Annotated in this window: 24 protein-coding genes; 18 read left to right on the top strand and 6 right to left on the bottom strand. The window is 72.8% G+C overall.

What is annotated here, in order from left to right; translation table 11 throughout:
* The first annotated feature begins 93 nt into the window (after positions 1 to 93).
* Positions 94 to 1,278, top strand: coding sequence for a MarP family serine protease (locus AQJ58_RS04890; RefSeq protein WP_067245037.1), 1,185 nt, complete (start codon positions 94 to 96; stop codon positions 1,276 to 1,278).
* A gap of 95 nt (positions 1,279 to 1,373) precedes the next feature.
* Here AQJ58_RS04890 and AQJ58_RS04885 read toward each other — a convergent pair whose 3' ends face one another.
* Positions 1,374 to 1,868: a GNAT family N-acetyltransferase gene (locus AQJ58_RS04885; protein WP_067245035.1), complete on the bottom strand. Its 495-nt coding sequence runs from the start codon at positions 1,866 to 1,868 to the stop codon at positions 1,374 to 1,376.
* A 70-nt stretch (positions 1,869 to 1,938) separates the two neighbouring features.
* Between AQJ58_RS04885 and AQJ58_RS04880 the strand changes: the two genes are divergently transcribed.
* A complete protein-coding gene (locus tag AQJ58_RS04880; protein WP_067245033.1) occupies positions 1,939 to 2,838 on the top strand; it encodes a TIGR01777 family oxidoreductase in 900 nt (299 codons plus the stop codon).
* Positions 2,839 to 3,035: 197 nt separating this feature from the next.
* The gene (locus tag AQJ58_RS04875; RefSeq protein ID WP_067245032.1) at positions 3,036 to 4,499 is read left to right on the top strand and encodes an NAD(P)/FAD-dependent oxidoreductase; all 1,464 of its coding nucleotides are present in this window, start codon (positions 3,036 to 3,038) and stop codon (positions 4,497 to 4,499) included.
* Positions 4,500 to 4,571: 72 nt separating this feature from the next.
* Here the strand turns inward: AQJ58_RS04875 and AQJ58_RS04870 are convergent, their stop codons facing one another.
* Positions 4,572 to 6,077 (bottom strand): NsdA family TPR-like regulatory protein, encoded by a 1,506-nt coding sequence (locus AQJ58_RS04870; RefSeq protein ID WP_067245030.1) that lies wholly within the window; start codon positions 6,075 to 6,077, stop codon positions 4,572 to 4,574.
* Between the two features lie 245 nt (positions 6,078 to 6,322).
* Between AQJ58_RS04870 and lipB the strand changes: the two genes are divergently transcribed.
* The 4 genes from lipB (at position 6,323) to AQJ58_RS04850 (ending at position 9,532) form a co-directional block, all read left to right on the top strand.
* Positions 6,323 to 7,120: a lipoyl(octanoyl) transferase LipB gene (gene lipB, locus AQJ58_RS04865; RefSeq protein WP_067245028.1), complete on the top strand. Its 798-nt coding sequence runs from the start codon at positions 6,323 to 6,325 to the stop codon at positions 7,118 to 7,120.
* Between the two features lie 107 nt (positions 7,121 to 7,227).
* Complete coding sequence (gene lipA, locus AQJ58_RS04860) at positions 7,228 to 8,217, top strand: lipoyl synthase (RefSeq protein WP_067245027.1); 990 nt, start codon at positions 7,228 to 7,230, stop codon at positions 8,215 to 8,217.
* Positions 8,218 to 8,506: 289 nt separating this feature from the next.
* A complete protein-coding gene (locus tag AQJ58_RS04855; RefSeq protein ID WP_067245807.1) occupies positions 8,507 to 8,710 on the top strand; it encodes an SCO2195 family GlnR-regulated protein in 204 nt (67 codons plus the stop codon).
* Between the two features lie 123 nt (positions 8,711 to 8,833).
* Positions 8,834 to 9,532 carry a DUF4191 domain-containing protein gene (locus tag AQJ58_RS04850; RefSeq protein WP_067245026.1) on the top strand — a complete coding sequence of 233 codons (699 nt, stop codon included), beginning with the start codon at positions 8,834 to 8,836 and terminating at the stop codon, positions 9,530 to 9,532.
* 126 nt (positions 9,533 to 9,658) lie between these two features.
* Here AQJ58_RS04850 and AQJ58_RS04845 read toward each other — a convergent pair whose 3' ends face one another.
* A complete protein-coding gene (locus AQJ58_RS04845; RefSeq protein WP_067245024.1) occupies positions 9,659 to 10,126 on the bottom strand; it encodes an RDD family protein in 468 nt (155 codons plus the stop codon).
* Positions 10,127 to 10,322: 196 nt separating this feature from the next.
* Between AQJ58_RS04845 and glnA the strand changes: the two genes are divergently transcribed.
* From glnA to pspAB, 5 genes are all read left to right on the top strand, one after another.
* Positions 10,323 to 11,732 (top strand): type I glutamate--ammonia ligase, encoded by a 1,410-nt coding sequence (gene glnA, locus AQJ58_RS04840; RefSeq protein WP_067245022.1) that lies wholly within the window; start codon positions 10,323 to 10,325, stop codon positions 11,730 to 11,732.
* A 109-nt stretch (positions 11,733 to 11,841) separates the two neighbouring features.
* The gene (locus AQJ58_RS04835) at positions 11,842 to 12,099 is read left to right on the top strand and encodes an SCO2583/SCO2584 N-terminal domain-containing protein (RefSeq protein ID WP_067245020.1); all 258 of its coding nucleotides are present in this window, start codon (positions 11,842 to 11,844) and stop codon (positions 12,097 to 12,099) included.
* A gap of 2 nt (positions 12,100 to 12,101) precedes the next feature.
* Complete coding sequence (locus AQJ58_RS04830; protein WP_067245018.1) at positions 12,102 to 13,607, top strand: hypothetical protein; 1,506 nt, start codon at positions 12,102 to 12,104, stop codon at positions 13,605 to 13,607.
* A gap of 108 nt (positions 13,608 to 13,715) precedes the next feature.
* Positions 13,716 to 14,633: a zinc metalloprotease HtpX gene (gene htpX / locus AQJ58_RS04825; RefSeq protein ID WP_067245804.1), complete on the top strand. Its 918-nt coding sequence runs from the start codon at positions 13,716 to 13,718 to the stop codon at positions 14,631 to 14,633.
* 3 nt (positions 14,634 to 14,636) lie between these two features.
* Complete coding sequence (gene pspAB / locus AQJ58_RS04820; RefSeq protein WP_067245016.1) at positions 14,637 to 15,221, top strand: PspA-associated protein PspAB; 585 nt, start codon at positions 14,637 to 14,639, stop codon at positions 15,219 to 15,221.
* A 20-nt stretch (positions 15,222 to 15,241) separates the two neighbouring features.
* Here the strand turns inward: pspAB and AQJ58_RS04815 are convergent, their stop codons facing one another.
* A complete protein-coding gene (locus tag AQJ58_RS04815; protein ID WP_067245014.1) occupies positions 15,242 to 15,502 on the bottom strand; it encodes a hypothetical protein in 261 nt (86 codons plus the stop codon).
* A gap of 102 nt (positions 15,503 to 15,604) precedes the next feature.
* Positions 15,605 to 16,963: a DUF2252 domain-containing protein gene (locus tag AQJ58_RS04810; RefSeq protein WP_067245012.1), complete on the bottom strand. Its 1,359-nt coding sequence runs from the start codon at positions 16,961 to 16,963 to the stop codon at positions 15,605 to 15,607.
* Between the two features lie 196 nt (positions 16,964 to 17,159).
* Between AQJ58_RS04810 and AQJ58_RS04805 the strand changes: the two genes are divergently transcribed.
* Entirely contained in the window at positions 17,160 to 18,344 is a 1,185-nt protein-coding gene (locus tag AQJ58_RS04805) for a winged helix DNA-binding domain-containing protein (protein WP_067245010.1), read from the top strand.
* 76 nt (positions 18,345 to 18,420) lie between these two features.
* Here AQJ58_RS04805 and AQJ58_RS04800 read toward each other — a convergent pair whose 3' ends face one another.
* The gene (locus AQJ58_RS04800; protein WP_067245803.1) at positions 18,421 to 18,735 is read right to left on the bottom strand and encodes a hypothetical protein; all 315 of its coding nucleotides are present in this window, start codon (positions 18,733 to 18,735) and stop codon (positions 18,421 to 18,423) included.
* A 239-nt stretch (positions 18,736 to 18,974) separates the two neighbouring features.
* Here AQJ58_RS04800 and AQJ58_RS04795 point away from each other — a divergent pair, with 239 nt between their 5' ends.
* From AQJ58_RS04795 to AQJ58_RS04775, 5 genes are all read left to right on the top strand, one after another.
* The gene (locus AQJ58_RS04795) at positions 18,975 to 19,334 is read left to right on the top strand and encodes an arsenate reductase family protein (protein WP_067245008.1); all 360 of its coding nucleotides are present in this window, start codon (positions 18,975 to 18,977) and stop codon (positions 19,332 to 19,334) included.
* A 124-nt stretch (positions 19,335 to 19,458) separates the two neighbouring features.
* Positions 19,459 to 20,166: an RlpA-like double-psi beta-barrel domain-containing protein gene (locus tag AQJ58_RS04790; RefSeq protein WP_067245006.1), complete on the top strand. Its 708-nt coding sequence runs from the start codon at positions 19,459 to 19,461 to the stop codon at positions 20,164 to 20,166.
* Between the two features lie 287 nt (positions 20,167 to 20,453).
* Positions 20,454 to 21,485, top strand: a complete 1,032-nt coding sequence (glnII, locus tag AQJ58_RS04785; RefSeq protein WP_067245004.1) for a glutamine synthetase — start codon at positions 20,454 to 20,456, stop codon at positions 21,483 to 21,485.
* Positions 21,486 to 21,928: 443 nt separating this feature from the next.
* Entirely contained in the window at positions 21,929 to 22,498 is a 570-nt protein-coding gene (locus AQJ58_RS04780) for a winged helix-turn-helix domain-containing protein (protein ID WP_067245002.1), read from the top strand.
* 60 nt (positions 22,499 to 22,558) lie between these two features.
* Complete coding sequence (locus tag AQJ58_RS04775) at positions 22,559 to 23,587, top strand: NAD-dependent epimerase/dehydratase family protein (protein WP_067245000.1); 1,029 nt, start codon at positions 22,559 to 22,561, stop codon at positions 23,585 to 23,587.
* Positions 23,588 to 23,638: the final 51 nt, after the last annotated feature.

Here is a 23,638-nt window from a genome sequence, read left to right as displayed (position 1 = left end):
ACGCGGGCCCGATCGTGTTCAGCCATGCGCGCGTGCGGCTGATCACTGGGCCCGTCCCCCACGTACTGAAGGGTCCTAGAGAAAGGCGGCCCCGTGGACCTGCTCGACATCCTGCTGGCGTTGGTGATCCTCGCCTACGCCGGCTCCGGCTATCGGCGCGGCCTGGTGGCGGGCTGTGTCTCGCTCGCCGGGTTCGTCGGCGGCGCGGTGGTCGGTGTGTGGGTGCTGCCCTGGGTGATGAAGCTGGTGACGCCGGGGACCACGGCGGCGACGGTGGCCGCGGTGTTCACGGTCCTGGTGCCGGCGGCATTCGGACACGAGCTGGCGGGGCGGCTGGCGCTGCGGCTGCGGCGCGAGCTGGACCGGGGGCCGCTGCGGGTGGCGGACGGGATCGGCGGGGCCGTCGCGAACGCGGTGGCCGTGCTGATCGTGGCCTGGGTGGCGGCGAGCGTGCTGGGCGCCTCGCCCTCCTCACCGGTGGTGACGTCGGCGATCCGGGACTCCAAGCTGCTGGGCGCGGTGCAGGACGCCATGCCGGACACCACCCCGGCCTGGTTCTCCAACGCCACCTCCGCGCTCACCCAGGCGGGCTTCCCGCAGGTCTTCAACCCGTTCGAGAACGAGTCGACGGCCGAGGTGGCCGAGCCCAGCGGCGACAGCGTGACGGCGAGCGCGACGAACGCGGCGAAGCTGAGCACAGTGAAGATCGAGGGGTCCTCGGGCGACCAGGGCCGCGAGGGCAGCGGGTTCGTGTACGCGCCCGAGCACGTGATGACCAACGCGCACGTGGTGGCCGGGATCGACCACCCGAGCGTGCGGGTGGGCGGGGTGGGGTCCTCGTACGACGCGACGGTGGTGCTCTTCGATCCGGACAAGGACGTGGCCGTGCTGTACGTGCCGCAGCTGCGCGCCCCCGTGCTGCGTTTCGACGACTCCGCGGAGCGCGGCGACGAGGCGGTCGTGGCGGGTTATCCGCAGGACGGCGACCTCAATCTCCAGGCAGCGACGGTCGCGCACCGGGTGAAGGCGACCGGCCGCAACATCTACAACAACTCGACCGTGACCCGTGAGATCTACTCGATCCGCTCGACGGTCCGCCCCGGCAACTCCGGCGGCCCGCTGCTGACCACGGACGGCGAGGTGTACGGGGTGGTCTTCGCGCGGTCCACGTCCGACAAGGAGACGGGGTACGTGCTGACGGCGGCGGAGGTCTCCGCCGACGCGGCGAAGGCGGCGAAGGCCACGGCCGCGGTGGACACGGGTGAGCTGACGAGCTGACGGGTGGGTGCGGGTGCGGCGCCGTGGCGGCTGCTCGCGCCGCCGTTCCAGGTGCCCCCGGAGGGACGGGTGCGGCGCCCCCCGCCCTCGCAAGCTCACACCCGGCGGCCCATCAGGACGTCGTCCACGTACGCGCCCGCCAGGAACATCTCCTCCGGCAGGACGCCCTCGACCTCGAAGCCCTCGGACGCGTAGAGCCGCCGGGCCGGGGTGTTGTGGCCGAGGACGCGCAGGGTGATGCGGCGGGCGCCGACGCGGCGGGTCTCCTCGACGGCCGCGCGGAGCAGGGCCCGGCCAACGCCCCGGCCGCGGGCCTCGTCGGCGACGGCGAGGCCCTGTATCTGCCGTACGTGCGCGGTGGCGGCCAGCGAGGTCGGCGGCACCAGGCGGATGTAGCCGAGGACGTCGTCGCCGAGTTCGGCGACGAGGTGGTCCTCGGGCTCGTGGCGTTCGTCGAAGAAGGCGGCGTCGGGCGCGGGCCGCGGCGAGACGGAGTGCAGGTGCGACCAGGTGGCGTGGTCGAGCCGGGCGAGCGCGGGGCCGTCGGCGGGGCGGGCGGGCCGGATGCGGAGTGCGGGAGCGTCGGACATGGCGTCACCCTAGGCCGCGCGGGGCGGGGACCGACGGAGGTTTTACGCCACCGCCCGGCAGGATGAGTCCATGCAGAAGGAACGTGTGCGAATCGCGGTGGCCGGCGCGTCCGGTCTCATCGGCAGCGCCCTGGTGCGGTCCCTGACGGCCGACGGGCACGAGGTGGTCCGGCTGGTGCGGCACGCGCCCCGGGGCGCGGACGAGGTGCGCTGGGACCCCGAGCGGGGGCAGGTGGACGCGGCGGGGCTCACGGGGTGCGCGGCCGTGGTCAACCTGGCGGGCGCCGGGGTCGGGGACCGGCGGTGGACGGAAGACTACAAGCGGCGCATCCACGACAGCCGGGTGCACGCCACGGCGGGTCTCGCGCGGGCGATCGCCTCACTCGACGAGCCGCCGCGGGTGTTCGTCAACGGCAGCGCGATGGGCATCTACGGCGAGACGGGCGAGCGGATCGTCGACGAGGACTCCCCCGCCGGCACGGGCTTCCTGCCGGAGCTGTGCGTGGAGTGGGAGGCCGCGGCGGCGCCCGCCGGGCGGGCCGGGGTGCGGACGGTGTTCACCCGGACCGGGCTGGTCGTGGCGCGCGACGGCGGGGCCTGGGCGAAGCTGTTCCCGCTGTTCCGGGCGGGCCTCGGCGGGCGGATGGGCGACGGCCGGCAGTACTGGTCGTTCATCGCGCTGCACGACGAGGTCGCGGCGATCCGGTGGCTGCTGGACCGTGACGACCTGTCGGGGCCGTTCAACCTGACCGCTCCCGAGCCGCTGACGAACCGTGAGATCACCGAGGCGATGGGGCGGGTGCTGCGGCGGCCGACGCTGTTCCCGGTGCCGGCGCCGGTGCTGCGCACGGTGCTGGGCGAGATGGCCGGGGACGTCCTGGGCAGCGCACGGGTGGTGCCGAAGCGGCTGCTGGAGTCCGGGTTCACCTTCGCGTTCCCGGGAATCGAGGACGCCGTGCGGGCGGCGTGAGAGGGCGCGTACGGCGGTGTGCGACCGGACGTGCCCACCCGCGACGACCATATGCGACCGCCGTGCGACCGTGCCCTGTCGATGCGCGACTGACCCTGACCGCCTCGGGCCCTAACCTCGATCCGAACTCGGGCATCCCGGGAGCCCGTTGGGGGCATGACGTCTCCACCGGCCGCGCAAACCTCGAGGAGGGGCACGTGCTTGAGCCCGCGTACCAGGCAGACGTCGTCGTCGTGGGAGCCGGAGTCGCCGGACTCTCCGCCGCACATCGGCTGACCAGCGCAGGAATGACGACCGCAGTCCTGGAGGCCGCCCACTGCGTCGGCGGCCGCATGTCGACCGAGAAGGTCGACGGCTTCCGGCTCGACCGCATCGGACAGCTGCTGTCCACCGCCTACCCCGAACTGGGCCTGACCCCGGGGCTCGACGCGCTCGTCCTGCGCCCCTTCGCCCCCGGAGTCCTGCTGCACAGCGACGGGCGCCACCACCGGGCCGGCGCGCAGGCGGGCGTGGGGAGCGCGAGGGGCGCGCTCCACGCCGTACGCGCCCTGGCGAACGCCCCTCGGCCGGGTGCGCTGCCCCGGTCGCGCGCGGCCGCCGCCCGGACCGGGGCACTGCCCGGCGGACGGGCCGTGCCGCTGCCCGGCTCCCGCCCGGGCGGGCCGTGGCAGTCCGTCCCGCCGCCCCGGGTGCGGCCGGGCGCCCCGCTGGGCACGGCCGTGGACCAGGCCCGGCTGGGCGCCGCCCTCACCCGGATCGCGGCCACCCCCGCCGAACGGCTGCTGCGCCGCCCGGAGGCGGCGGCGGCCGAGGCCCTCGCCGCGCGCGGGCTGCCCGCCCGCACGATCGACGGGTTCCTGCGCCCGCTGCTCGCCGCGCTGCTGTGCGACCCGGACCTCACCACCTCCAGCCGGTGCGCGGACCTCGCGCTGCGCGCCTTCGCGGCGGGCCGGCTCTGTGTGCCGGAGGGCGGCGCCGAGGTGCTGCCGGAGCTGCTCGCCCGGACGCTGCCGCCGGGCGTGGTGCACACCGGAGTGCGCGTCACCTCGGTCTCCACGACCTCGGTGACCACCGCCGAGCACGGCGTGTTCCGCTGCCGCGCGGTCCTGGTGGCCACCGACGCGCGCGCCGCGGCCGAGCTGCTGCCCGGTCTGCGGGTGCCGGACTTCCACCCCGTGACGGTGGTCCACCACACCACGGACGAGCCCCCGGCGACCGGCGGGTCCCTGCTGCTGGACGCCGACCGCGGCGGCCCGGTCGCGCACACCGCCGTGACCAGCGCGGTCGATCCCTCGCGGGCTCCCGAGGGGCGCGCCCTGATCTCCTCCACCGTCCTCGGCACCCCGCCCGACGGCGTCGACACCGCCGTCCGGATGCACCTGGCACGGCTGTACGGCACCTCGACCGCGCGGTGGGAGACGCTCGCCGTCCACCACACGGCCGAGGCCGTGCCCGCGATGCGCCCGCCGCACGATCTGCGGCGGGCGGTACGGCTCCTCGCGGGGCTGTACGTGTGCGGGGATCACCGGGACACCAGTACCGTCCAGGGGGCGCTGCACTCCGCCCACCGGGCGGCGGCGGCGATCCTGTCCGACCTGGGGGCGGGGGGATCCATGCATCGGGCCGATCCGGTGCGGGGCGCCGCCGCCGAGGCCGCGTGACCCCGTTGTCCGGGTGCGGCGGCGCGGGGGCCGGTCGCGCGGTTCCCCGCGCCCCCGCGATGCAAGGGTGCGTCAGCCCAGCGCCGACACCTTGTCCCGGTAGGTCCTCGCCGGGGCCGCGTCCCGGTACGGCTCCAGTCTGCGTTCGAAGTCCCTGATGTACTCCAGCGCGCGGACCGAGCGCATCTCGGCCGCCTGGACGGCCGCCTCGGCGGCCAGGTGGCAGGCCTGGTCGAGTTCGCCGAGGCCCAGGCGGGCGGTGGCGAGGACGACGCGGCTGAACAGGCGGCTGCGGGCGTAGGCGGCGGGGCGCAGCTGGAGGGAGCGTTCGGCGTGCTGGGCGGCGGCCCGGAACTGCTGGAGGTCGCGGTGGCAGTGCCCGAACTCGTCGGCCAGCTGGCCCTCGTCGAAGCAGCGCGCCCAGTGCGGCACCTCGTCGCCGGGGCGGGCCGCCTCCAGGGCCCGCTCGGCCCGCACCAGCGCGGCCGTGCCGGCCCGCACCTCGCCGAGCACCCCGTGCCCGCGCGCCTCCACCGCGTGCAGCAGGGCCTGGACGACCGGCGGAGCGCCGCCGCCGATGCCCTGCTGGGCGACCCGCGCGAGCTGGACGGCCTCGCGGCCGTGCCCGAGGTAGACGGCCTGGCGGCTCATGGTGACCAGGACGTACGAGCCGTAGGCGCGGTCCCCGGCCGCCTGGGCCAGCCGCAGGGACTGCACGAAGTAGCGCTGGGCGAGGCCGTGCGCGGCGATGTCGAAGGAGGTCCAGCCGGCCAGCCGGGTGAGGTCGGCGGCGGCGCCGAAGAGCCGGCGGCCGGTCTGCTCGCCGTAGGTGCCGCGCAGCATCGGCTCGCACTCGTGCTCCAGGTAGCGCACGAGGGCCTGGCGGGCGTGCCCGCCGCCGTACATGTCGTCGAGGGTGCGGAAGAGCTCGCCGACGGAGCGCAGGGCGGAGATGTCGCCGCCGGTGACCCGCTGGCCGGGGCCGCGTTCGGCGCCCTGGCCGCGCTGGCGCGGGACGGCGATCTGCGGGACGGCGGGCAGGAGCGGCCCGCCGGGTTTCCCGGCCGTGGCCCGGGGGACCGCCGGACGGCTCTGGACCGGTACCCGGGGAACCGTCTCGGCACCGCGGGCCACCTTCTCGTCGGCCCGGCCGATCAGCCAGTCGCGGCTGGGGACGACGAGTCCGGCCGGGGTGAAGGCGATCTTGCGGAGTTCGGCGTGGCTGCCGGAGTCCTTGCGCCACAGGCCGCCGACGATCTCGATGGCCTCCTCGGGGGTGCCGGCGAACTCCAGCCCCGCGTACACCGGGGCGCACGCGTCCAGGCCGAGGTCCTGGGCCGTGAGGCGGCGGCCCAGGCGGCGGGTGAACACCTCGGCGATCAGCGCCGGGGTGGTGCCCCGGGGCTGCTGGCCGCGCAGCCACCGGGTGACGGAGGTCTTGTCGTATCTGAGGTCCAGTCCGTGTTCGAGGCCCAGCTGATCGACGCGACGGGCCAGACCCGCGTTGGAGAACCCGGCTTCTGCGATGAGCGCGGCGAGCTGGCGGTTGGGAGTGCGCTGCGCGGGTCGTTCCGTCATCTGCGGTGCGGTCTCCTGCCTCCCGGGCGTCTGACATGCCCGGATGAAGTGCCCTGAGGGCTGTGATCAGGTGTGATGCCTCGTGAACGGCGCGAATGTAGCGGAGCGTAAGCAGCCGGTCGCACATCTCGACCCGCATTCATCCGATCGTGTGAGGATTGGCCGTGCGGCTGACGCGGCGGGCGCGGACGTACAGTGGCGTGGGCGCGTTTCGTGCCTTACGACCTTCCAGGGAGGCGCTTGCCGTGAGTGAGTTGCGGTTCGTCCGTATGGGTTTCGGAGCCGACGCCGTGGAGTACCAGGAGGCCTGGGACGAACAGCGCCGGGTGCACGCGGCCCGGTTCGCCGGCGAGATCCCCGACACCGTGCTGCTCCTCGAACACCCGCCGGTCTACACGGCCGGCCGGCGCACCGCCGACAACGAGCGCCCCCTCGACGGCACCCCGGTCGTCGACGTGGACCGCGGCGGCAAGATCACCTGGCACGGCCCCGGCCAGCTGGTCGGCTACCCCATCCAGCAGCTCCCCCGCCCGGTGGACGTGGTGGCGCACCTGCGCCGGCTGGAGGAGGCGATGATCCGCGTCTGCGCGGAGTTCGGCGTCGCGACCAGCCGGGTGGAGGGCCGGGCGGGCGTCTGGGTGCTGGGCGATCCGGTGGAGAAGCGGCCCGCGGTGGGCGGACTCTCCCTCGACTTCGACCCCCGGCTGACCGACGACGAGTTCGACCCCCGGCTGAACGGCCCGGAGTACGCCCCCTCCAACGCCGGCCAGCGCCGCGAGGACCGCAAGATCTGCGCCATGGGCGTCCGGGTCGCCAAGGGCGTGACCATGCACGGCTTCGCCCTCAACGTGAATCCGGACACGTCCAACTTCGACAAGATCATCCCTTGTGGCATCCGTGACGCCGGTGTCACCTCCCTGGCGCACGAACTGGGCCGGGAGCTCACCATCGAGGAGGTCCTGCCGGTCGCCGAGCGCCATCTGCGGGACGTCCTCGGGAACGCGGACCTCAAGCCGCGGACCGTCGAGCCGGCGACGGCCTGACGCAGAGAAAGGCCTTGGGTCCGTCGGGGTCGGCCTGACGGCAGGGCTCAGTAAACACGGGCGTACCCTGGTGTGCGCCGAGGAATCGAAGTCACAGGGAGCCGGTCGTGTCCGCAGTCACCCCCGACGGACGCAAGATGCTGCGCCTGGAGGTCCGCAACAGCCAGACGCCCATCGAGCGCAAGCCCGAGTGGATCAAGACCCGGGCGAAAATGGGCCCCGAGTACACCGCCATGCAGAAGCTCGTGAAGAGCGAGGGCCTGCACACCGTGTGCCAGGAGGCCGGCTGCCCCAACATCTACGAGTGCTGGGAGGACCGCGAGGCGACCTTCCTCATCGGCGGCGACCAGTGCACCCGGCGCTGCGACTTCTGCCAGATCGACACCGGCAAGCCCGAGGCGCTGGACCGTGACGAGCCCCGCCGCGTCGGCGAGTCCGTGGTCACCATGGACCTGAACTACGCCACCATCACCGGCGTCGCCCGTGACGACCTGGAGGACGGCGGCGCCTGGCTGTACGCCGAGACGGTCCGCCAGATCCACGAGCAGACGGCGGCCCGGGAGGCCGGCCGCACCAAGGTCGAGCTCCTCGCCCCCGACTTCAACGCCGTGCCCGAGCTGCTGGCGGAGGTCTTCGCCTCCCGCCCCGAGGTCTTCGCGCACAACGTCGAGACGGTCCCGCGGATCTTCAAGCGGATCCGCCCCGGCTTCCGCTACGAGCGCTCCCTGAAGGTGATCACCGAGGCCCGCGACCACGGCCTGGTCACCAAGTCCAACCTGATCCTCGGCATGGGCGAGACCCGTGAGGAGGTCAGCGAGGCGCTGAAGCAGCTGCACGACGCCGGCTGCGAGCTGATCACCATCACCCAGTACCTGCGCCCGTCCGTGCGCCACCACCCCGTGGAGCGCTGGGTCAAGCCGCAGGAGTTCGTGGAGCTGAAGGAGGAGGCCGAGCAGCTCGGCTTCTCCGGGGTGATGTCGGGTCCGCTGGTGCGCTCCTCGTACCGCGCGGGCCGGCTGTACCAGATGGCCGTGGAGCAGCGGCACTCGGCCGCTCCGCAGCAGGGGGGCGCCCACATCGCCTCGCAGGCCGTGTGACCTGGGCGACAGCCGCCACCCGCCTTGCGCCGTCCGGGCGTCGGGCAAGCGTGTGAACTCGCGCACAAGGTGCTACTGGCCGGTAACGGCCGAAACGGCGCGGTCCCGACCGTCCTCGCAGATGAGGGCCCCGGTCGGGACCGCGTCGGCGTTCCCCGGCCGCGCAGGGCCCCTCATCAAGGCTTCATGGGCGTTTGACCGGTCGGTCACGCCCTGGTAACACCGAACAGTGACGCTGGTGTCACACCTCGTAGAGACCCACCCCAACCTGCCCGAGGGGGACCATCCCATGCAGGCCGCGCCCGTTCGCGCCACCGCGATCCCGTCTTTCACCACCGCCCTGCGCGCCGTCGAGTCGCTGCTGCTGAGCAGCGGACAGCGCACCGCCCGCCGCAACGCCTGGACCTCCGTCCTGGAGGACCGCCGCCGCGCCAAGGACCGGGTCGAGGCGCAGCGCGTCCTCGAAGCGGTCACCTCCGCCCGCACCTCCTGACCCACCGCTCCACCCACTCCCCACCCCACACCCCTCCCCGCGCCTCCCCCTCCGCTTCCCCCGCCGCCCGCCTCCCGGACACTGCCGTCGTCGGCACTTCCGGGGCCACGTAGACTTCCTGGCATGGCGAGAAGTGACAGCGCGGCGGACGCCGCGAACCCCGGGCGACTGAAGCAGATCGCCCTGACGTACAAGATGACCCGCAAGGCCGACAAGACGATCGGTCTGGTGCTCGCGGGCGTCTTCATCCTCATCCTCGGTGTCTTTCTCGCGATCGGTTTCCTGATCGGCCACCCGGTCTACCTGGGCATCCTCGGCTTCCTGCTCGCCTTCCTCGGGACGGCGATCGTGTTCGGCCGACGGGCCGAACGGGCCGCGTTCGGCCAGATGGAGGGCCAGCCGGGCGCCGCGGCGGCCGTGCTCGACAACGTCGGCCGCGGCTGGACGACGACCCCCGCGGTGGCGATGAACCGCAGCCAGGACGTGGTGCACCGGGCCGTCGGCAAGGCCGGCATCGTCCTGGTCGCCGAGGGCAACCCGAACCGGGTGAAGAGCCTGCTGGCCGCCGAGAAGAAGAAGATGAACCGCATCGTCGCGGACGTGCCGGTGCACGACGTGATCGTCGGCACGGGCGAGGGCCAGACCGAGCTGAAGAAGCTGCGGACCACCCTGCTGAAGTACCCGCGCGTCCTCACCGGCCCGCAGGTCACCGCGACGAACGACCGGCTGCGCGCCATGGGCGATCTGATGAGCAACATGCCGCTCCCCAAGGGGCCCATGCCCAAGGGCATGCGCCTGCCGAAGGGCGGAAAGGCCCGCTGAGCCCCTGGGGCTCGTCCTTCCTGCTTCCCGTACGACGAGGGGGCGCCCGGTGATCACCGGGCGCCCCCTCGTCGTACGACCCCGAGGTCGTCGTACGTCCCGAAGTCCTGGATACGTCCCGAAGTCCTAGATCCGCACCTCGACCGTACGGGCCAGCCGGTCGTGCAGGCCCCGGCCGTCGCGGTCCCAGATCAGGGCCGGGAGCGCGAGGCAGAGCAGCAGCGTGCGGATCGCCGAGCGCAGCGGCTTGACCGTGCCGGTGTCCAGCGACACCACCCGCAGACCGAAGATCCGCTTGCCGGGGGTGAAGCCGAGCGTACCCACCGTCAGCAGGCTCACCAGCAGGAAGACCAGCAGGGTCCAGTTGCTGGTGGAGGGGGTGTAGCCGTCGGTGATCAAGCTGTATGCGATCAGCAGGCACAGGCCCCAGTCCACGGCGAGGGCGCCGAGACGTCGGCCGGGGCGGGCGATCGAGCCCGGCCCCTCCTCCGGGAGGCCCAGCTGCTCGCCCCTGTATCCGAAGTCGACACCGGCTTCCTCCGCCGCCGCGCGGGGGCCCGAGAGCCACGATCCGATTGCTTCCCTCTTGTCCACGCGTCCACGGTACTGCCCCCGTTTCGCGATGCGGACAGGTGGGTGATTCGGACGGAGTCCGGTTAACTTGTGCGAAACAAATGGGTCACGCCCGAGAAATCACGCATCCCTAGGGTCGGGGACAGCGTGTGCCACCGCACTGGCCGCACGAACGAACTACCACCCCGGCTCGACGGCCGGGAGTAGGAGGAGCTGGATGTTCCAGAACGCCGACGAGGCCAAGAAGTTCATCGCGGACGAGGACGTCAAGTTCGTCGACGTCCGCTTCTGCGACCTGCCGGGCGTCATGCAGCACTTCACGCTGCCCGTCGAGGCGTTCGACCCGGACGAGGAGCTGGCGTTCGACGGTTCGTCGATCCGCGGCTTCCAGGCCATCCACGAGTCGGACATGGCCCTGCGCGCCGACCTGTCGACCGCGCGGGTGGACCCCTTCCGCCGCGACAAGACGATCAACATCAACTTCTTCATCCACGACCCGATCACGGGCGAGCAGTACTCCCGTGACCCGCGCAACGTGGCGAAGAAGGCGGAGGCGTACCTGGCGTCGACCGGTATCGCCGACACCGCGTACTTCGGCCCCGAGGCCGAGTTCTACGTGTTCGACAGCGTGCGCTTCAAGACCTCGGAGAACGAGTCCTTCTACCACATCGACTCCGAGGCCGGCGCCTGGAACACCGGTGCGCTGGAGGACAACCGCGGTTACAAGGTCCGCTACAAGGGCGGCTACTTCCCCACCCCGCCGGTCGACCACTTCGCCGACCTGCGTGCCGAGATCTCCCTGGAACTGGCCGCCTCCGGCCTCCAGGTCGAGCGCCAGCACCACGAGGTGGGCACCGCCGGCCAGGCCGAGATCAACTACAAGTTCAACACGCTGCTCGCCGCGGCCGACGACCTCCAGCTCTTCAAGTACATCGTGAAGAACGTGGCCTGGCGCAACGGCAAGACCGCCACCTTCATGCCGAAGCCGATCTTCGGCGACAACGGCTCGGGCATGCACGTCCACCAGTCGCTGTGGAGCAACGGCACCCCCCTGTTCTACGACGAGGCCGGCTACGCGGGTCTGTCGGACACCGCCCGCTACTACATCGGCGGCATCCTCAAGCACGCCCCGTCGCTGCTCGCCTTCACCAACCCGACGGTGAACTCGTACCACCGCCTGGTCCCGGGCTTCGAGGCCCCGGTCAACCTGGTGTACTCGCAGCGCAACCGCTCCGCCGCGATGCGTATCCCGATCACGGGGTCGAACCCGAAGGCCAAGCGCGTCGAGTTCCGCGCGCCCGACTCCTCCGGCAACCCGTACCTCGCCTTCTCGGCCCTGCTCCTCGCCGGCCTCGACGGCATCAAGAACAAGATCGAGCCGGCCGAGCCGATCGACAAGGACCTCTACGAGCTGGCCCCCGAGGAGCACGCGGGCGTCCCGCAGGTCCCGACCTCGCTCCCGGCCGTCCTCGACTCGCTGGAGCGCGACCACGAGTTCCTGCTCGCCGGTGACGTCTTCACGTCCGACCTGATCGAGACGTGGATCGACTTCAAGCGCGCCAACGAGATCGCCCCGCTCCAGCTGCGCCCGCACCCGCACGAGTTCGAGCTGTACTTCGACGTGTGATCGAGCCTCTGCCGTAGGCGGCGCCCCCGTTTCCTGTTTCTCAGGGCGGGGGCGCCGTCGTATGGTTTCTGGCACTGCTGTTCGAGACCAGGCAACGGGGGATACGGGGATGTCCGAACCGGACGACGACCAGCGCGAGTTCGACATCAAGTGGGCCGACCAGGCCGAGCACAAGGAGCCCTCGGCCCGGGCCCGGATGCTGGCCGCCCGCTGGAAGGAGAACCCGCCGGAGCCGGTGCCGTTCCGGGGAGAGCCGGAGCACGTGGGGCCGCGGCGGTCGTCGTGGCTGTCGACGGTGATCGTCCTGGGGTGCGTGGCCGCGGTGATCCTGATCCTGGGGTACACGCGGTTCCAGGCGCCGTACTAGGCATGCGCACGGTCACCGGCGGAGCCGGAGTGGCGGCCGCGGTACGGCTCGCGGAGGGGGAGCCGGTCGGCGCGGTGCTGCCCGATGACGACCCGGCGGCCTGGATCGCCCTCGACGCGGGCGTCCGGCAGAGGGTGTGGCAGGAAGACGACGGCGTAGGGAGGCACCCCTGGGCCGTCACCGAGGGCGGACGCGCCGTTCTCGCCGCCCTGCACCGGCGCCCGGCACGCCGACTGACCGCCTTCCTGCGGCGCGCGAAACCGCCCGCCGAACCCGCACTCACCGCACTCACCGAGCCCCAGCTCGCGCTCGCGCTGTGCCACTGGGACGGCAGGAACCGGCAGGCGGCCCTCGAACAGGCCGCCGGACACCCCGCGCTGCTGCCCCTGGTGGTGCTGCGCAGCGCCGACTGGGCTCCCCAGGTGCACGAGCCCGCCCGGCTGCTGCTGACGGCGGCGCTCGACGCGCGGACCGCCGTACGGCTGACGCCCCTGATCCTGCGCCTGCGGCGCCGAGGCCGCGGGGACTTCGCCGCCGGCCTCGCGGACCGGCTGCTGCGCGCGGCGCCGCCCGAGTTCCTCACGCCGCTGTACACCGACCCCGACCGCGCCGTACGGCGGTACGCGCACCGGCTCGCGGTCGACGGGCGGCACCTCTCCGCCGCCGAACTGGCCCGCACCGCCGCCCGCGACCCCGACACGATCGTCCAGAACCTCTGTGCCGACGCCGCCGTGGCCGCCCTGACGGACGGCGGGGAGCAGGACGGCGTCCTGGACCTGCTGCTCGGGGCGCGCGGTCCGCAGGTGCGGGCCGCCGGCGTCACCGCCCTGCGGCGGGCCGGGCGGACCGAGCGGGCGGTGGGGTTCCTCGCGGACCGGTCCGGCGTGGTGCGGGCCTGTGCCCGGTATGTCGTACGGCAGGGCGGCGGCGATCCGCTGCCCTGGTACCGCGAGCGGTGCGCCGAGCCCGAGGGGCTGCCGCCGGGGGCCGTGATCGGGCTCGCGGAGTGCGGGGAGCGGGCCGACGCCGCGGTGCTGGGGACGCTGCTCGGGCACCCGGTCGCGGGCGTGCGGGCCCGGGCCGTCGCCGGACTGCGGACCCTGGACGTGACGGACGTACGACGGCTGCGGCCGATGCTGGACGATCCGGCGCCAGCGGTGGTGCGGGAGGTGACGGCCGCGCTGCTGCCATCGGCGGGCGACGTGCCCGAGGAGGACCTGACCGAGCGGCTCGACGCCGGGCGACCCCGGCACGTGCGGGTCGCCGCGTTCCGGCTGCTGGAGGCGCACGGCGGGATCGTACGGCTGCGGGCAGGGGTCGCGGCGCTCGACGACCCGGACGAGCGGATCCGGGAGTGGGCGCGGCAGTCGGTCCAGGGCTGGCACGCGCGCGGGGACGTACCGCGGGAGGCGGTCGCCGAGGCCGGGGCGCTGCTGGACCGGTCTGCGCATCTGTTCAGTGCGTACGCGCTGCGGCTGAGGAAGTGGGAAGCCGGCGTCCCCATCTGACCTCTGAGGCTTTGCTGCTCCTAGGCCGGCTCAGGAGCACTTCATGGGAGTGCGCGGGTGCACACTGGCTGTGGGGGCGAGTGCCTGACTGCCTGCGGGGTGATGCAGATGCGGAGCCGTTTCCGGAGCGACCGGGGGCTGACCGTGCGAATGACGGTCACCATGTTTCTGCTGGGGCTGCTGTACGTGGCGTTCGTCGCCGCGCTGATCGTGTTGCTGAAGTCGTGGCTGCTCGTGGTCGTGCTGGTCGCGGCCATGTTCGTGGCGCAGTTCTGGTTCTCCGACCGGATCGCGATGTTCGCCATGCGCGGGCGGGTCGTGGAGCGCGAGGAGTACCCCGAGCTGCACGCCGTGGTGGACCGGCTGTGCGCCCTGTCCGACCTGCCGAAGCCGGTCGTCGCCGTGTCCGACCTGGACATGCCGAACGCGTTCGCCACCGGCCGCAATCCCGACAACGCGGTGGTGTGCGTGACGACCGGGCTGCTGCGGCGGCTGGAACCGGCCGAGCTGGAGGGCGTGCTCGCGCACGAGCTGTCGCACGTGGCGCACAAGGACGTGGCCGTGATCACGATCGCCTCGTTCCTCGGGGTGATCGCGGGCCTGATCGTGCGGTTCGCCTTCTACTCGCAGCTGTTCGGCGGGCGCCGGGACCAGAACACGGCCGTCGTCTTCGCGGCCGTGATGGGAGTGTCAGCGGCCGTGTACGCGCTCAGCTTCCTGCTGATCAGGGCGCTGTCCCGGTACCGGGAGCTGGCCGCGGACCGGGCGGCCGCGCTGCTGACCGGGCGCCCCTCCGTGCTGGCCTCCGCGCTCACCAAGGTCTCCGGGGACATCGCCCGTATCCCCACCAAGGACCTGCGCACGGCCCAGGCCTTCAACGCCTTCTACTTCACCCCCGCGACCGGCAAGGAGCCCGGCATCGAACGCTACTTCTCCACCCACCCGAGCCTTGAGCAGCGGCTCGACCAGCTGGGGCGGATCTCCGCCGAGCTGGGTGAGTCGGCGACCCCCGGGAAGGCAGGCTGACGCATGGGGCTGCTCGACATCCTGCTCGGCCGGACCAAGCCGGTCGTCCCCGACCTCGATCAGCTGTTCGCACTGCCTTCGGCTGCGATCACACTGGAGGCGGCGGCCGGCTTCACCCCGACCGGGCAGGGCGCCGTCTGTTTCGCGACCGTGGAGGGCGCCGCCTTCGAACAGACGCACCGTGAGGTCCAGGCCCTCCTGGACGCCGACACCGAGCGCACCGGGCCCCCGGTGCAGCTCCTGCGCGACGACTACGGCTACTCCTGGCTCCTCTCCCACCGCTCCCCCGACGACCTCTCCGCCCTGGTCAACGACCTGCACGCGGTCAACAGCGCCATGGAGATCAACGGCTTCGGGCCCCAGCTGCTGTGCTCGCTGGCGGCCTTCACGAACCCCTCGGGGCGGCCCCTCGCGCTCGTGTACCTCTACAAGCGCGGCACGTTCTTTCCGTTCGCGCCGCTGCCCGGGCGGGGACAGCGGCGCGACAACGCGCTCGAACTCCAGGTGAAGGCCGTCCTGGCGAACGACCTGCGGATCGAGCAGGACCTCAGCCGCTGGTTCCCCGTGTGGGGCGCCCCCGGCCTGTGAGCCGGTCCTCCCCCGCTCCCCTACCTGCCGCGCTCGCGCTCGTAGCGGCGCTCCCACTTGGTCTGGAGGTCGCGGCGGGCGCGGTAGGCCTTGTAGGTGGTCGGGGCGGGGCCCGGGGCAGGGGTGGAGGTGGGCGGCGGGGTCGACGAGGAGGACCTGGTCGTGTCCCTGCCGTACTGGACGTGGACGTAGAGCAGGGCGACGGCGGCCAGCCAGTAGAGGGGGTTTCCGAATCCCAGGACGACCAGGACGAAGGTCCCGGTGATGATGACGGTGGCCATGCGTCCAGCGTAGGGAGACCGTCACTCACCGTGCATCCCGTTTTTCGGGCGCGTGGTGGCGTGTCGTACCTCCGTGGCGTACGTCTGTGTCGTACGGCCGTGTCACACGTCGGGGGCCGCCGTGACCACTCCCGCCGCGATGGCGGCGCACAGCGACGCGTGGTCGGTGGTGGTCCGGTCGGCGTAGGCCTCGGCGAAGTCGGCGATCGCGTGGTCGAAGGTGTCACCGGTGCCGAGGTAGCCGGCGAGGGCGATCCGGTCGCCGGAGCGGGCGTGGGCGCGGGCCAGGGCGGTGCCGCAGAGCCGGGCGTACGCCGTGAGGTCGGCGGGGGTCATGCCGGCGACGTCTGCGGAGCCCTTGATGTCCCGCAGCCGCCGCCAGTAGTAGGCGCGGCCCTGGGGTCCGGTCGTCCAGCCGAGGAAGACGTCGCCGGCCGCCTGGAGCAGCCGCTGTCCGGCGACGACCCGGTGGCCGGGGTGGAGGTGGGGCCCGCTCGGCAGGTGGGCCTCCAGGACGGAGGCGCGCGCCTCCTTGATCTGGAGGAAGAGCGGGTCGTCGGCGTCGCGGCCGGTCAGCAGGATGAGGAAGCAGCGCAGGCCGACGCTGCCGACGCCGACGACCTTGCGGGCGGCGTCGGCGAAGCGGTAGCGGTCGAGGAGCAGCCGGCGCTCCTCGGAGAGAGTGGAGCGGTAGTCGCTGAAGATCTTGCGCAGGGCGGCGGAGTCGGAGACTCCGGCGGGTGAGAGGAGCGGCGGGTCGTGGATGATGCGGTGGCGTCCGTCGACGCGTTCGGTGAGTTTGCCGAGGGCCTGGAGGCTGGTGCGGCGGCGGGCCCGGGTGAGGCTGGCCTCGGCGCGCCGGCGGTGGCGGGAGGCGCGCAACAGGGGCAGCAGCCGGTCGGCGTCGATGCGTTCGTACCAGACGTCCAGTTCGCCGAGCCGGGCCAGCCGCAACATCGCGGTGCGGTAGGCGGCGACCGCCTCGACGGTGGCGGCGCGCGCCCGGGGCCCGGCGTGGCCGTTCTCGCGGGCGGCGACGGTGACGGAGGCGGCGAGGCGTTGCACGTCCCATTCGAAGGGTCCGGGGAACGTCTCGTCGAAGTCGTTCAGGTCGAACATCAGCGCCCGCTTCGGGGAGGTGTACAGCCCGAAGTTGAGCAGATGGGCGTCGCCGCAGAGCTGGACGGTGAGTCCGGTGTGCGGCCGGGCGGCAAGGTCGGCGGCCATCACGGCGGCGGCGCCGCGCAGGAAGGCGAAGGGCGAGGCCGCCATCCGTCCGTAGCGGACGGGCAGCAGTTCGGGCAGCCGGTCGCGGCCCTGCCGTTCCAGGACGACGACGGGGTCGGGCCGGTCGAGTGGGGGCAGCCAGTCCGCGTGCGCGGAGCGGGGGACCCGCTTGCGGGCCTCCTTGCCGCGCCGGGCCCGCTCCTCGGGGGTGCCGGTGGCGCCGGGGGCGCTCATGTTCCTCGTCTCCGCACCACGCCGGTCTCCCGTCTCGAACACGCCGCCGACACGCCCTTGTTCGCAGTGAAGAGCCGGGTGCCCGGGCGCGCATGCCGGGTCCGGCGAACGGGTGACGCGCGGGGCCGGGCGCGATGGTCAGTGGGGTCGGGGATGATGCGTGCAGGGACCGGTGAGGACGGGGCGGTGGTCGGGGATGGGTGAGGACATGCGGTTCATCGACGGGGCGGAGCGCAGGGCCCGGCTGGCGCTGCGGCACCGGCTGACCGCGGCGGGGCGGGCGGCGACGCCCGAGGCGGTGGCCGCTTCCCTGGTCGCCCTGCACGGGACGGATCCGGCGACGGTGTATCTCGCGGTCGGGGCGCGGCTCGCCGACCCGGCGGGACCGGTGGCGGCGACGGAGCGGGCGTTGTACGAGGACCGGACGCTGGTGCGGATGCACGGCATGCGGGACACGGTGTTCGTGTTCCCCGCGGAGCTGACGGCCGTCGTGCACGCCTCGACCGGTCTCGCGGTCGCCGCCCGGACTCGGGCCTCGCTGGTGGCGGACATGGCGAAGGCGGGTGCTCCGGACGCGGCCTGGCTGAAGGAGGTCGAGGAGTCGGCGCTGGCCGCGCTGGGGCGGCTGGGGCAGGCGACGGCGGCCGAGCTGGCGCGGGAGGAGCCGCGGCTGCGGGAGCAGTTCGTGTACGCGGCGGGGAAGAGCTACGAGGGGGTCCACACCGTCTCGACCCGGCTGCTGCGGCTGCTGGGGGTGGAGGGGAAGGTGGTCCGGGGACGGCCGTTGGGCTCCTGGACGTCGAGCCAGTTCCGCTGGGCCCTCGCCCCGGCCCATCCGGAGCTGGATCCCGGGCGGGCGCGGGCGGAGCTGCTGCGGCGCTGGCTGACGGTGTGCGGTCCGGCCACCGAGGCGGATCTGAAGTGGTGGACGGGGTGGAAGGTGACCGACGTCCGGCGGGCGCTGGAGGCGATGGGGGCGCGGGCGGTGGGGGTGGACGAGGGCACGGCGTACGTCGTCGAGGGGGACGCCGATCCGGTGGCGGGGCCCGAGGAGCCCTGGGCGGCCCTGCTGCCCGCTCTCGATCCGACGGCAATGGGCTGGCAGGGCCGGGACTGGTATCTGGCGCCGGAGCTGCGGCCCGCCCTGTTCGACCGGAGCGGCAACATCGGGCCGACGGTGTGGTGGAACGGCCGGGTGGTGGGGGCCTGGGCCCAGCGGGCGGACGGGGAGGTCGTCTGGCGGATCCTCACCGGGGAGGGGATCGGCCGGGAGGGGCGGGCGGCGGTGGCCGCCGAGGCGGAGCGGCTGGCCGGCCTGCTGGGCGGGGCGCGGGTGACGCCCCGGTTCCGGACGCCGGTGGAGAGGGAGCTGGCGGCGTGAAGGGGCCGGTGGAGAAGGAGCCGGCGGCGTGAGGGACGCCGGGTGCCGTGCCGAGGGACGGCACCCGGCGCCCGGCTCACCGGTTGTAGCGCAGGTAGGCCCTGACCATGTGGCACGTGGTGTCCGACGGCGGGTGGACGCCGATCAGCTCCGCCGTGCTGCGGATCTTCTCGTTGCGGGCCTGGTTCGGCAGGTAGACACCGAGGTCGAGCAGCGCGATGGCGAGGCGCATCGCCTTGAGGCGGCGGTTGTGCGCCACGTACCACTCCCGGGGCCGTCCGGCCGGCAACGGCCGCTTCGCCACGGGCCCATAAGGCAGGTCGAGCTGGACGGAACGCTTCGCGGTGGACTGGGTCGGCAGCGGCTTCGGCTTCAGTGCGGCAGCGGGCACGAACATCCTCCTGTCGCGGTCGGAACCCCGCCGGGATCTCCGGCGGAACTCTCGAACACTGCATCCAGTCTACTGCCCCCCACTGACATTCAGCAGTCCGCAATCTCCTTCAAATGCCCAGGTGAGCAAGGAAATTGGTGCCGTGTCACCCGAGGTTCGCACGGTGCGCGAGAGACGCCAAGTATTCGAACAGAGTCGCCGCCCGGGCTCCCCGTGCGGCAGGCCGTTACCGTGACCCCATGGAGATCTGGATCAACCCGGCCTGCTCGAAGTGCCGCAGCGCGCTGACGCTGCTCGACGCGGAGGGTGCCGACTACACCGTCCGCCGCTATCTGGAGGAGGTGCCGAGCGAGGACGAGATCAGGGACGTACTGGACCGGCTCGGTCTGGAGCCGTGGGACATCGCCCGGACCCAGGAGGCCGCGGCCGGGGAGCTGGGGCTGAAGGAGTGGGCGCGGGACGCGGCGTCCCGCTCACGCTGGATCGCGGCGCTCGCCGGGCATCCCGAGCTGATCCAGCGGCCGATCATCACGGCCGACGACGGCACGGCCGTGGTGGCCCGCACGGACGAGGCCGTACGGGACGCGCTGTCCCGCTAACCGCCCCGCACGGGCCGTGATGTGATGCGCGCCACTCCCGTCGACTTCCGTGACCCCTGAGTACCTTCGTTCGGGATCTCGTACATAGCGGCGTACGCTCCCCTATCCCTTTCAGGAGGCGCGCATGTCGCGCAGGAGAACACTCGGCACGAAGAAGACGATCGCACTGCTCGTCGGCGCGGCGGCGGTGGCGGGCGGTGGGGCCTTCGCCATGGCGGGCAGCTCGAACGCCTCGCAGACGCCGCAGACCCTGTCCGCCGGGAACTCGACCGTCTGCCAGGGGCTCGCCACCGCCCTCGGCAACAACCAGAAGTTCATCGACGGCCAGCGGGCCGCTCCGGACGCGCAGTCGGCGGCCCGGATCGCCAACCGCGAGGCGGTCATCGCGCAGATCAAGGTCCAGCAGAAGGCGTCGGGGTGCACCGTCGGGGAGTCGGCTCAGGACTCCCAGGCGGCGCAGCCGGCCCAGCCTTCGCAGACGGCCTCGGCCCCCGCGGCGAACACCGGGAACGCGGGCAATGCCGGGAACGCGGGGAAAACCGGGAACGCGGGCGGCGCCGGCAACGGCGGTGCCGCGGCCTCCGGTCAGCAGGTCTGCAACGGCTCGACGGTCACCCTCTCGGGAGAGGGCGGCGCGCCCGCCGCGTCCAGCAACCAGTTCCCGGCAGGTACGAAACTGAAGGTCACCAACCTGGACAACAACAAGTCCGTCACCGTCCAGGTGACCTCGGTCTCCGGCAGTTGTGCGCTGCTTAACAACGCCGCCTTCGAGCAGGTCCGCGAACCCGGCAAGTTCCTGATCCGCCGGGCCGTGATCGAGAAGGTGGGGTGAGGTTCCCCCGCCGTCAGACGTGACCGGCGGCTGACGGGGTCCCGCTGTTCGCGGCCACGAACAGCGGGACCCCCGCACGCGGGCCGCGCGGCACGGCCGAGCGATCCCCCGCGCGGTGACCCGCGCCACAGCACCGCCAGGTAACACGGGGTTCACATGCGAGCAATGACCGGGAAATCGCCTGTTGACAAGCTGCCGATCAACACAGAAGGCGCCCCAGTGCCGCAGCGCCGCAGCAGCAACAGCACCCGCAAGTGCGTCAGACACACCCCCGAAGGAAGTGGCCCGTGACCTTCAAGGCTGAGTACATCTGGATCGACGGCACCCAGCCGACGGCGAAGCTCCGCTCCAAGACCAAGATCATCACGGATGAGCCCGCCGGTCTGGACGCACTGCCGATCTGGGGCTTCGACGGGTCCTCCACGAACCAGGCCGAGGGGCACTCCTCGGACCGTGTGCTGAAGCCGGTCTTCACCTGCCCCGACCCGATCCGCGGCGGCGACGACGTCCTCGTCCTGTGCGAGGTCCTCAACATCGACATGACGCCGCACGAGTCCAACACCCGTGCCGCGCTCGTCGAGGTCGAGGCGAAGTACGGCGCGCAGGAGCCGATCTTCGGCATCGAGCAGGAGTACACGTTCTTCCAGGACGGTTACCCGCTCGGCTTCCCCAAGGGCGGCTTCCCGGCCCCGCAGGGCGGCTACTACTGCGGTGTCGGCGCCGACGAGATCTTCGGCCGTGAGGTCGTCGAGGCCCACCTGGAGAACTGCCTGGCCGCCGGCCTCGGCATCTCCGGCATCAACGCCGAGGTCATGCCCGGCCAGTGGGAGTTCCAGGTCGGCCCGCTCGCCCCGCTCGAGGTCTCGGACCAGCTGTGGGTCGCCCGCTGGCTGCTCTACCGCACCGCCGAGGACTTCGGCATCTCCGCCACCCTCGACCCCAAGCCGGTCAAGGGCGACTGGAACGGCGCCGGCGCGCACACCAACTTCTCCACCAAGGCGATGCGCGAGGGCTACGACGCGATCATCACCGCCTGCGAGTCGCTCGGTGAGGGCTCCAAGCCGCTCGACCACGTCAAGAACTACGGCGCCGGCATCGACGACCGCCTGACCGGTCTGCACGAGACCGCCCCGTGGAACGAGTACTCCTACGGGGTCTCCAACCGCGGCGCCTCGGTCCGTATCCCGTGGCAGGTCGAGAAGGACGGCAAGGGCTACATCGAGGACCGCCGCCCGAACGCCAACGTCGACCCCTACACGGTGACCCGTCTCCTGGTCGACACCTGCTGCGCCGCCCTGGAGAAGGCCGGCCAGGTCTGATCCGTCCCACGGCAACGCGGAAGGGGCGCCCCGCCGGTCCGGCGGGGCGCCCCTTCCGTGTGTCCCGCGCGTGTTTCCGGGTGCCCCCCTCGCGCGTGTTCGGGGTGCGTCCCGCGCGTGACGTCAACTTCGCGTCAAGGAAAGCGTCCAAGCTGTGAGAGGAGGGTCCTGTTGCGGGCGTGTGTCTGCTTCAATGGGGGCATGGCCAGCTTCCAGAAGTACACCGCGACGGGTCGCCATGACCTCGAGCCCTTCTGGCCTTCCCGTCAGCACCACGACTTCGACCGGGTGTGTTGCCGCGCGACGAACGCGCCGGCCCTCTAAAGCCGTACACACCGGCCTTCGGCCAGCGCGCACGACGTACGTCCCTCGACGAGCCCGACCAGGCATCGCGGCCGTCGACCTCCCCGACGGACTTCTCGCGCGAAAAGAGCTGACCTCTCATGGCGACCACCCGTTCCTTCTCCACCGCCACCCTCCCCCACCCCGTCCAGGACGCCCCGCGGCACCGGCTGCGGGCCGTCGGCCCCGACGAGGTGGCCGATGTCACCGATCTGCTGCCGCCCGGCGCCACCTGGCTGCCCGCGCCGCAGCACTCCCTTCCCGACCTGCCCGGCCACCCGGCGATGGTCGGCTACCTCGTGCTGATCCCGGCGGACCAGCAGCAGCCGTTCCAGCCCGTGCCGGTGCCGGCGACGCAGAGCGGTTCCGCCGCGGGCGACCCCCTCGTGCGCATCGACCCGGTCCAGCGCACCGCGGCGGTCGACGGACGTGAACTCGACCTGACGTACCTGGAGTTCGAGCTGCTCGCGCATCTCGTGGCGCACCCGAACCGGGTGCACACCCGCGACCAGCTCGTCACCACCGTCTGGGGGTACGGCCATGTCGGCGACGGCCGTACGGTCGACGTCCATGTGGCCCGGCTCCGCCGCAAGCTGGGCGCCGAGCACCGCGGCACCATCCAGACCGTGCGCCGCGTCGGCTACAAGTACACCCCGCCGACCGGCCGCTGACGCTCTGCCCTGAGCAGAGGACGGTTCCGCCCCCCGGACCGGCCGGGCACAGTCACCCGCATGAGACTTCTGGTGCTGGGTGGTACGGAGTTCGTGGGGCGGGCCGTCGTGGAGGCGGCCCTCGGGCGCGGCTGGGAGGTCACGCTCCTGAACCGGGGGAGGCACGCACCCGCCCCCGGTGTACGGGTCCTGACCGGGGACCGCACCGCGCCCGGGGGCCTGGCCGCCGCCCTGGCCGCGGACGACGGGGACTGGGACGCCGTGGTCGACACCTGGTCGTCGGCGCCCCGCCCGGTGCACGAGGCGGCGCGGCTGCTGCGGGGCCGCGCCGGACGGTACGTGTACGTGTCGAGCTGCTCGGTGTACACCTGGGCCCCGCCCGCCGGGTACACGGAGGACGCGCCCGTGGTCGAGGGCGCGGCACCCGACGCCGGACCGACGGACTACGCCCGCGACAAGCGGGGCGGCGAGCTGGCCGCCGTCGACGCCTTCGGCACGGGCGAGTCGGTGCTCGTACGGGCCGGACTGATCCTCGGCCCGTACGAGAACGTCGGCCGGCTGCCCTGGTGGCTGGGCCGGATCGCGCGCGGCGGCCCGGTCCTCGCCCCCGGGCCCCGCGACCTTCCCCTCCAGTACGTCGACGCCCGCGACCTCGCCGCCTGGATCCTCGGCGCCGTCGAGCGGGAGCTGAGCGGCCCGTTCAACCTGATGAGCCCCCAGGGTCACGCCACCATGGGCGGGTTCCTGGACGCGTGCGTGCGGGCCACGGGGTCGGACGCGCGGCTGCGCTGGACCGCCCCGGAGACCGTCCTCGACGCGGGCATCGAGCCCTGGGTCCAGCTGCCGGTGTGGGTGCCGCCGGGCACCGACCTGCACGACGCGCTGCACGCCGCGGACGTCTCGCGGGCGGTGGCGACGGGACTGTCCTGCCGTCCGGTCGAGGAGACCGTCGCCGACACCTGGGCCTGGCTGGAGGCGATCGGCGGCACCGCACCGCACCGCTCGGACCGGGCGGTGAAGGGACTGGACCCACGGGTGGAGGCACGGGTGCTGGCCGGGGCAGGTGGTGTACCCGGCACCACCCCCTGACCGGGGGCTTCGGCCCCGTGACCGGCCCCGGGCGGTCGGACAGACTGACCG

This window comes from Streptomyces sp. DSM 15324 (assembly GCF_001514285.1).
Classification (GTDB): Bacteria; Actinomycetota; Actinomycetes; order Streptomycetales; family Streptomycetaceae; genus Streptomyces.
This window is presented reverse-complemented; position numbering and strand designations above follow the sequence as displayed.

Bases quoted from the DNA above. Each gene is read 5' to 3' on its own strand.
- AQJ58_RS04815 (WP_067245014.1), bottom strand. From the start codon at position 15,502: ATGGCCACCGTCATCATCACCGGGACCTTCGTCCTGGTCGTCCTGGGA.
- AQJ58_RS04855 (WP_067245807.1), top strand. From the start codon at position 8,507: ATGCAGGCCGCGCCCGTTCGCGCCACCGCGATCCCGTCTTTCACCACC.
- AQJ58_RS04795 (WP_067245008.1), top strand. From the start codon at position 18,975: ATGGAGATCTGGATCAACCCGGCCTGCTCGAAGTGCCGCAGCGCGCTG.
- pspAB (WP_067245016.1), top strand. From the start codon at position 14,637: ATGGGGCTGCTCGACATCCTGCTCGGCCGGACCAAGCCGGTCGTCCCC.
- AQJ58_RS04805 (WP_067245010.1), top strand. From the start codon at position 17,160: ATGGGTGAGGACATGCGGTTCATCGACGGGGCGGAGCGCAGGGCCCGG.
- AQJ58_RS04780 (WP_067245002.1), top strand. From the start codon at position 21,929: ATGGCGACCACCCGTTCCTTCTCCACCGCCACCCTCCCCCACCCCGTC.
- AQJ58_RS04850 (WP_067245026.1), top strand. From the start codon at position 8,834: ATGGCGAGAAGTGACAGCGCGGCGGACGCCGCGAACCCCGGGCGACTG.
- AQJ58_RS04775 (WP_067245000.1), top strand. From the start codon at position 22,559: ATGAGACTTCTGGTGCTGGGTGGTACGGAGTTCGTGGGGCGGGCCGTC.
- glnA (WP_067245022.1), top strand. From the start codon at position 10,323: ATGTTCCAGAACGCCGACGAGGCCAAGAAGTTCATCGCGGACGAGGAC.
- htpX (WP_067245804.1), top strand. From the start codon at position 13,716: ATGCGGAGCCGTTTCCGGAGCGACCGGGGGCTGACCGTGCGAATGACG.
- AQJ58_RS04880 (WP_067245033.1), top strand. From the start codon at position 1,939: ATGCAGAAGGAACGTGTGCGAATCGCGGTGGCCGGCGCGTCCGGTCTC.
- AQJ58_RS04790 (WP_067245006.1), top strand. From the start codon at position 19,459: ATGTCGCGCAGGAGAACACTCGGCACGAAGAAGACGATCGCACTGCTC.
- AQJ58_RS04885 (WP_067245035.1), bottom strand. From the start codon at position 1,868: ATGTCCGACGCTCCCGCACTCCGCATCCGGCCCGCCCGCCCCGCCGAC.
- AQJ58_RS04835 (WP_067245020.1), top strand. From the start codon at position 11,842: ATGTCCGAACCGGACGACGACCAGCGCGAGTTCGACATCAAGTGGGCC.
- AQJ58_RS04870 (WP_067245030.1), bottom strand. From the start codon at position 6,077: ATGACGGAACGACCCGCGCAGCGCACTCCCAACCGCCAGCTCGCCGCG.
- AQJ58_RS04830 (WP_067245018.1), top strand. From the start codon at position 12,102: ATGCGCACGGTCACCGGCGGAGCCGGAGTGGCGGCCGCGGTACGGCTC.
- AQJ58_RS04810 (WP_067245012.1), bottom strand. From the start codon at position 16,963: ATGAGCGCCCCCGGCGCCACCGGCACCCCCGAGGAGCGGGCCCGGCGC.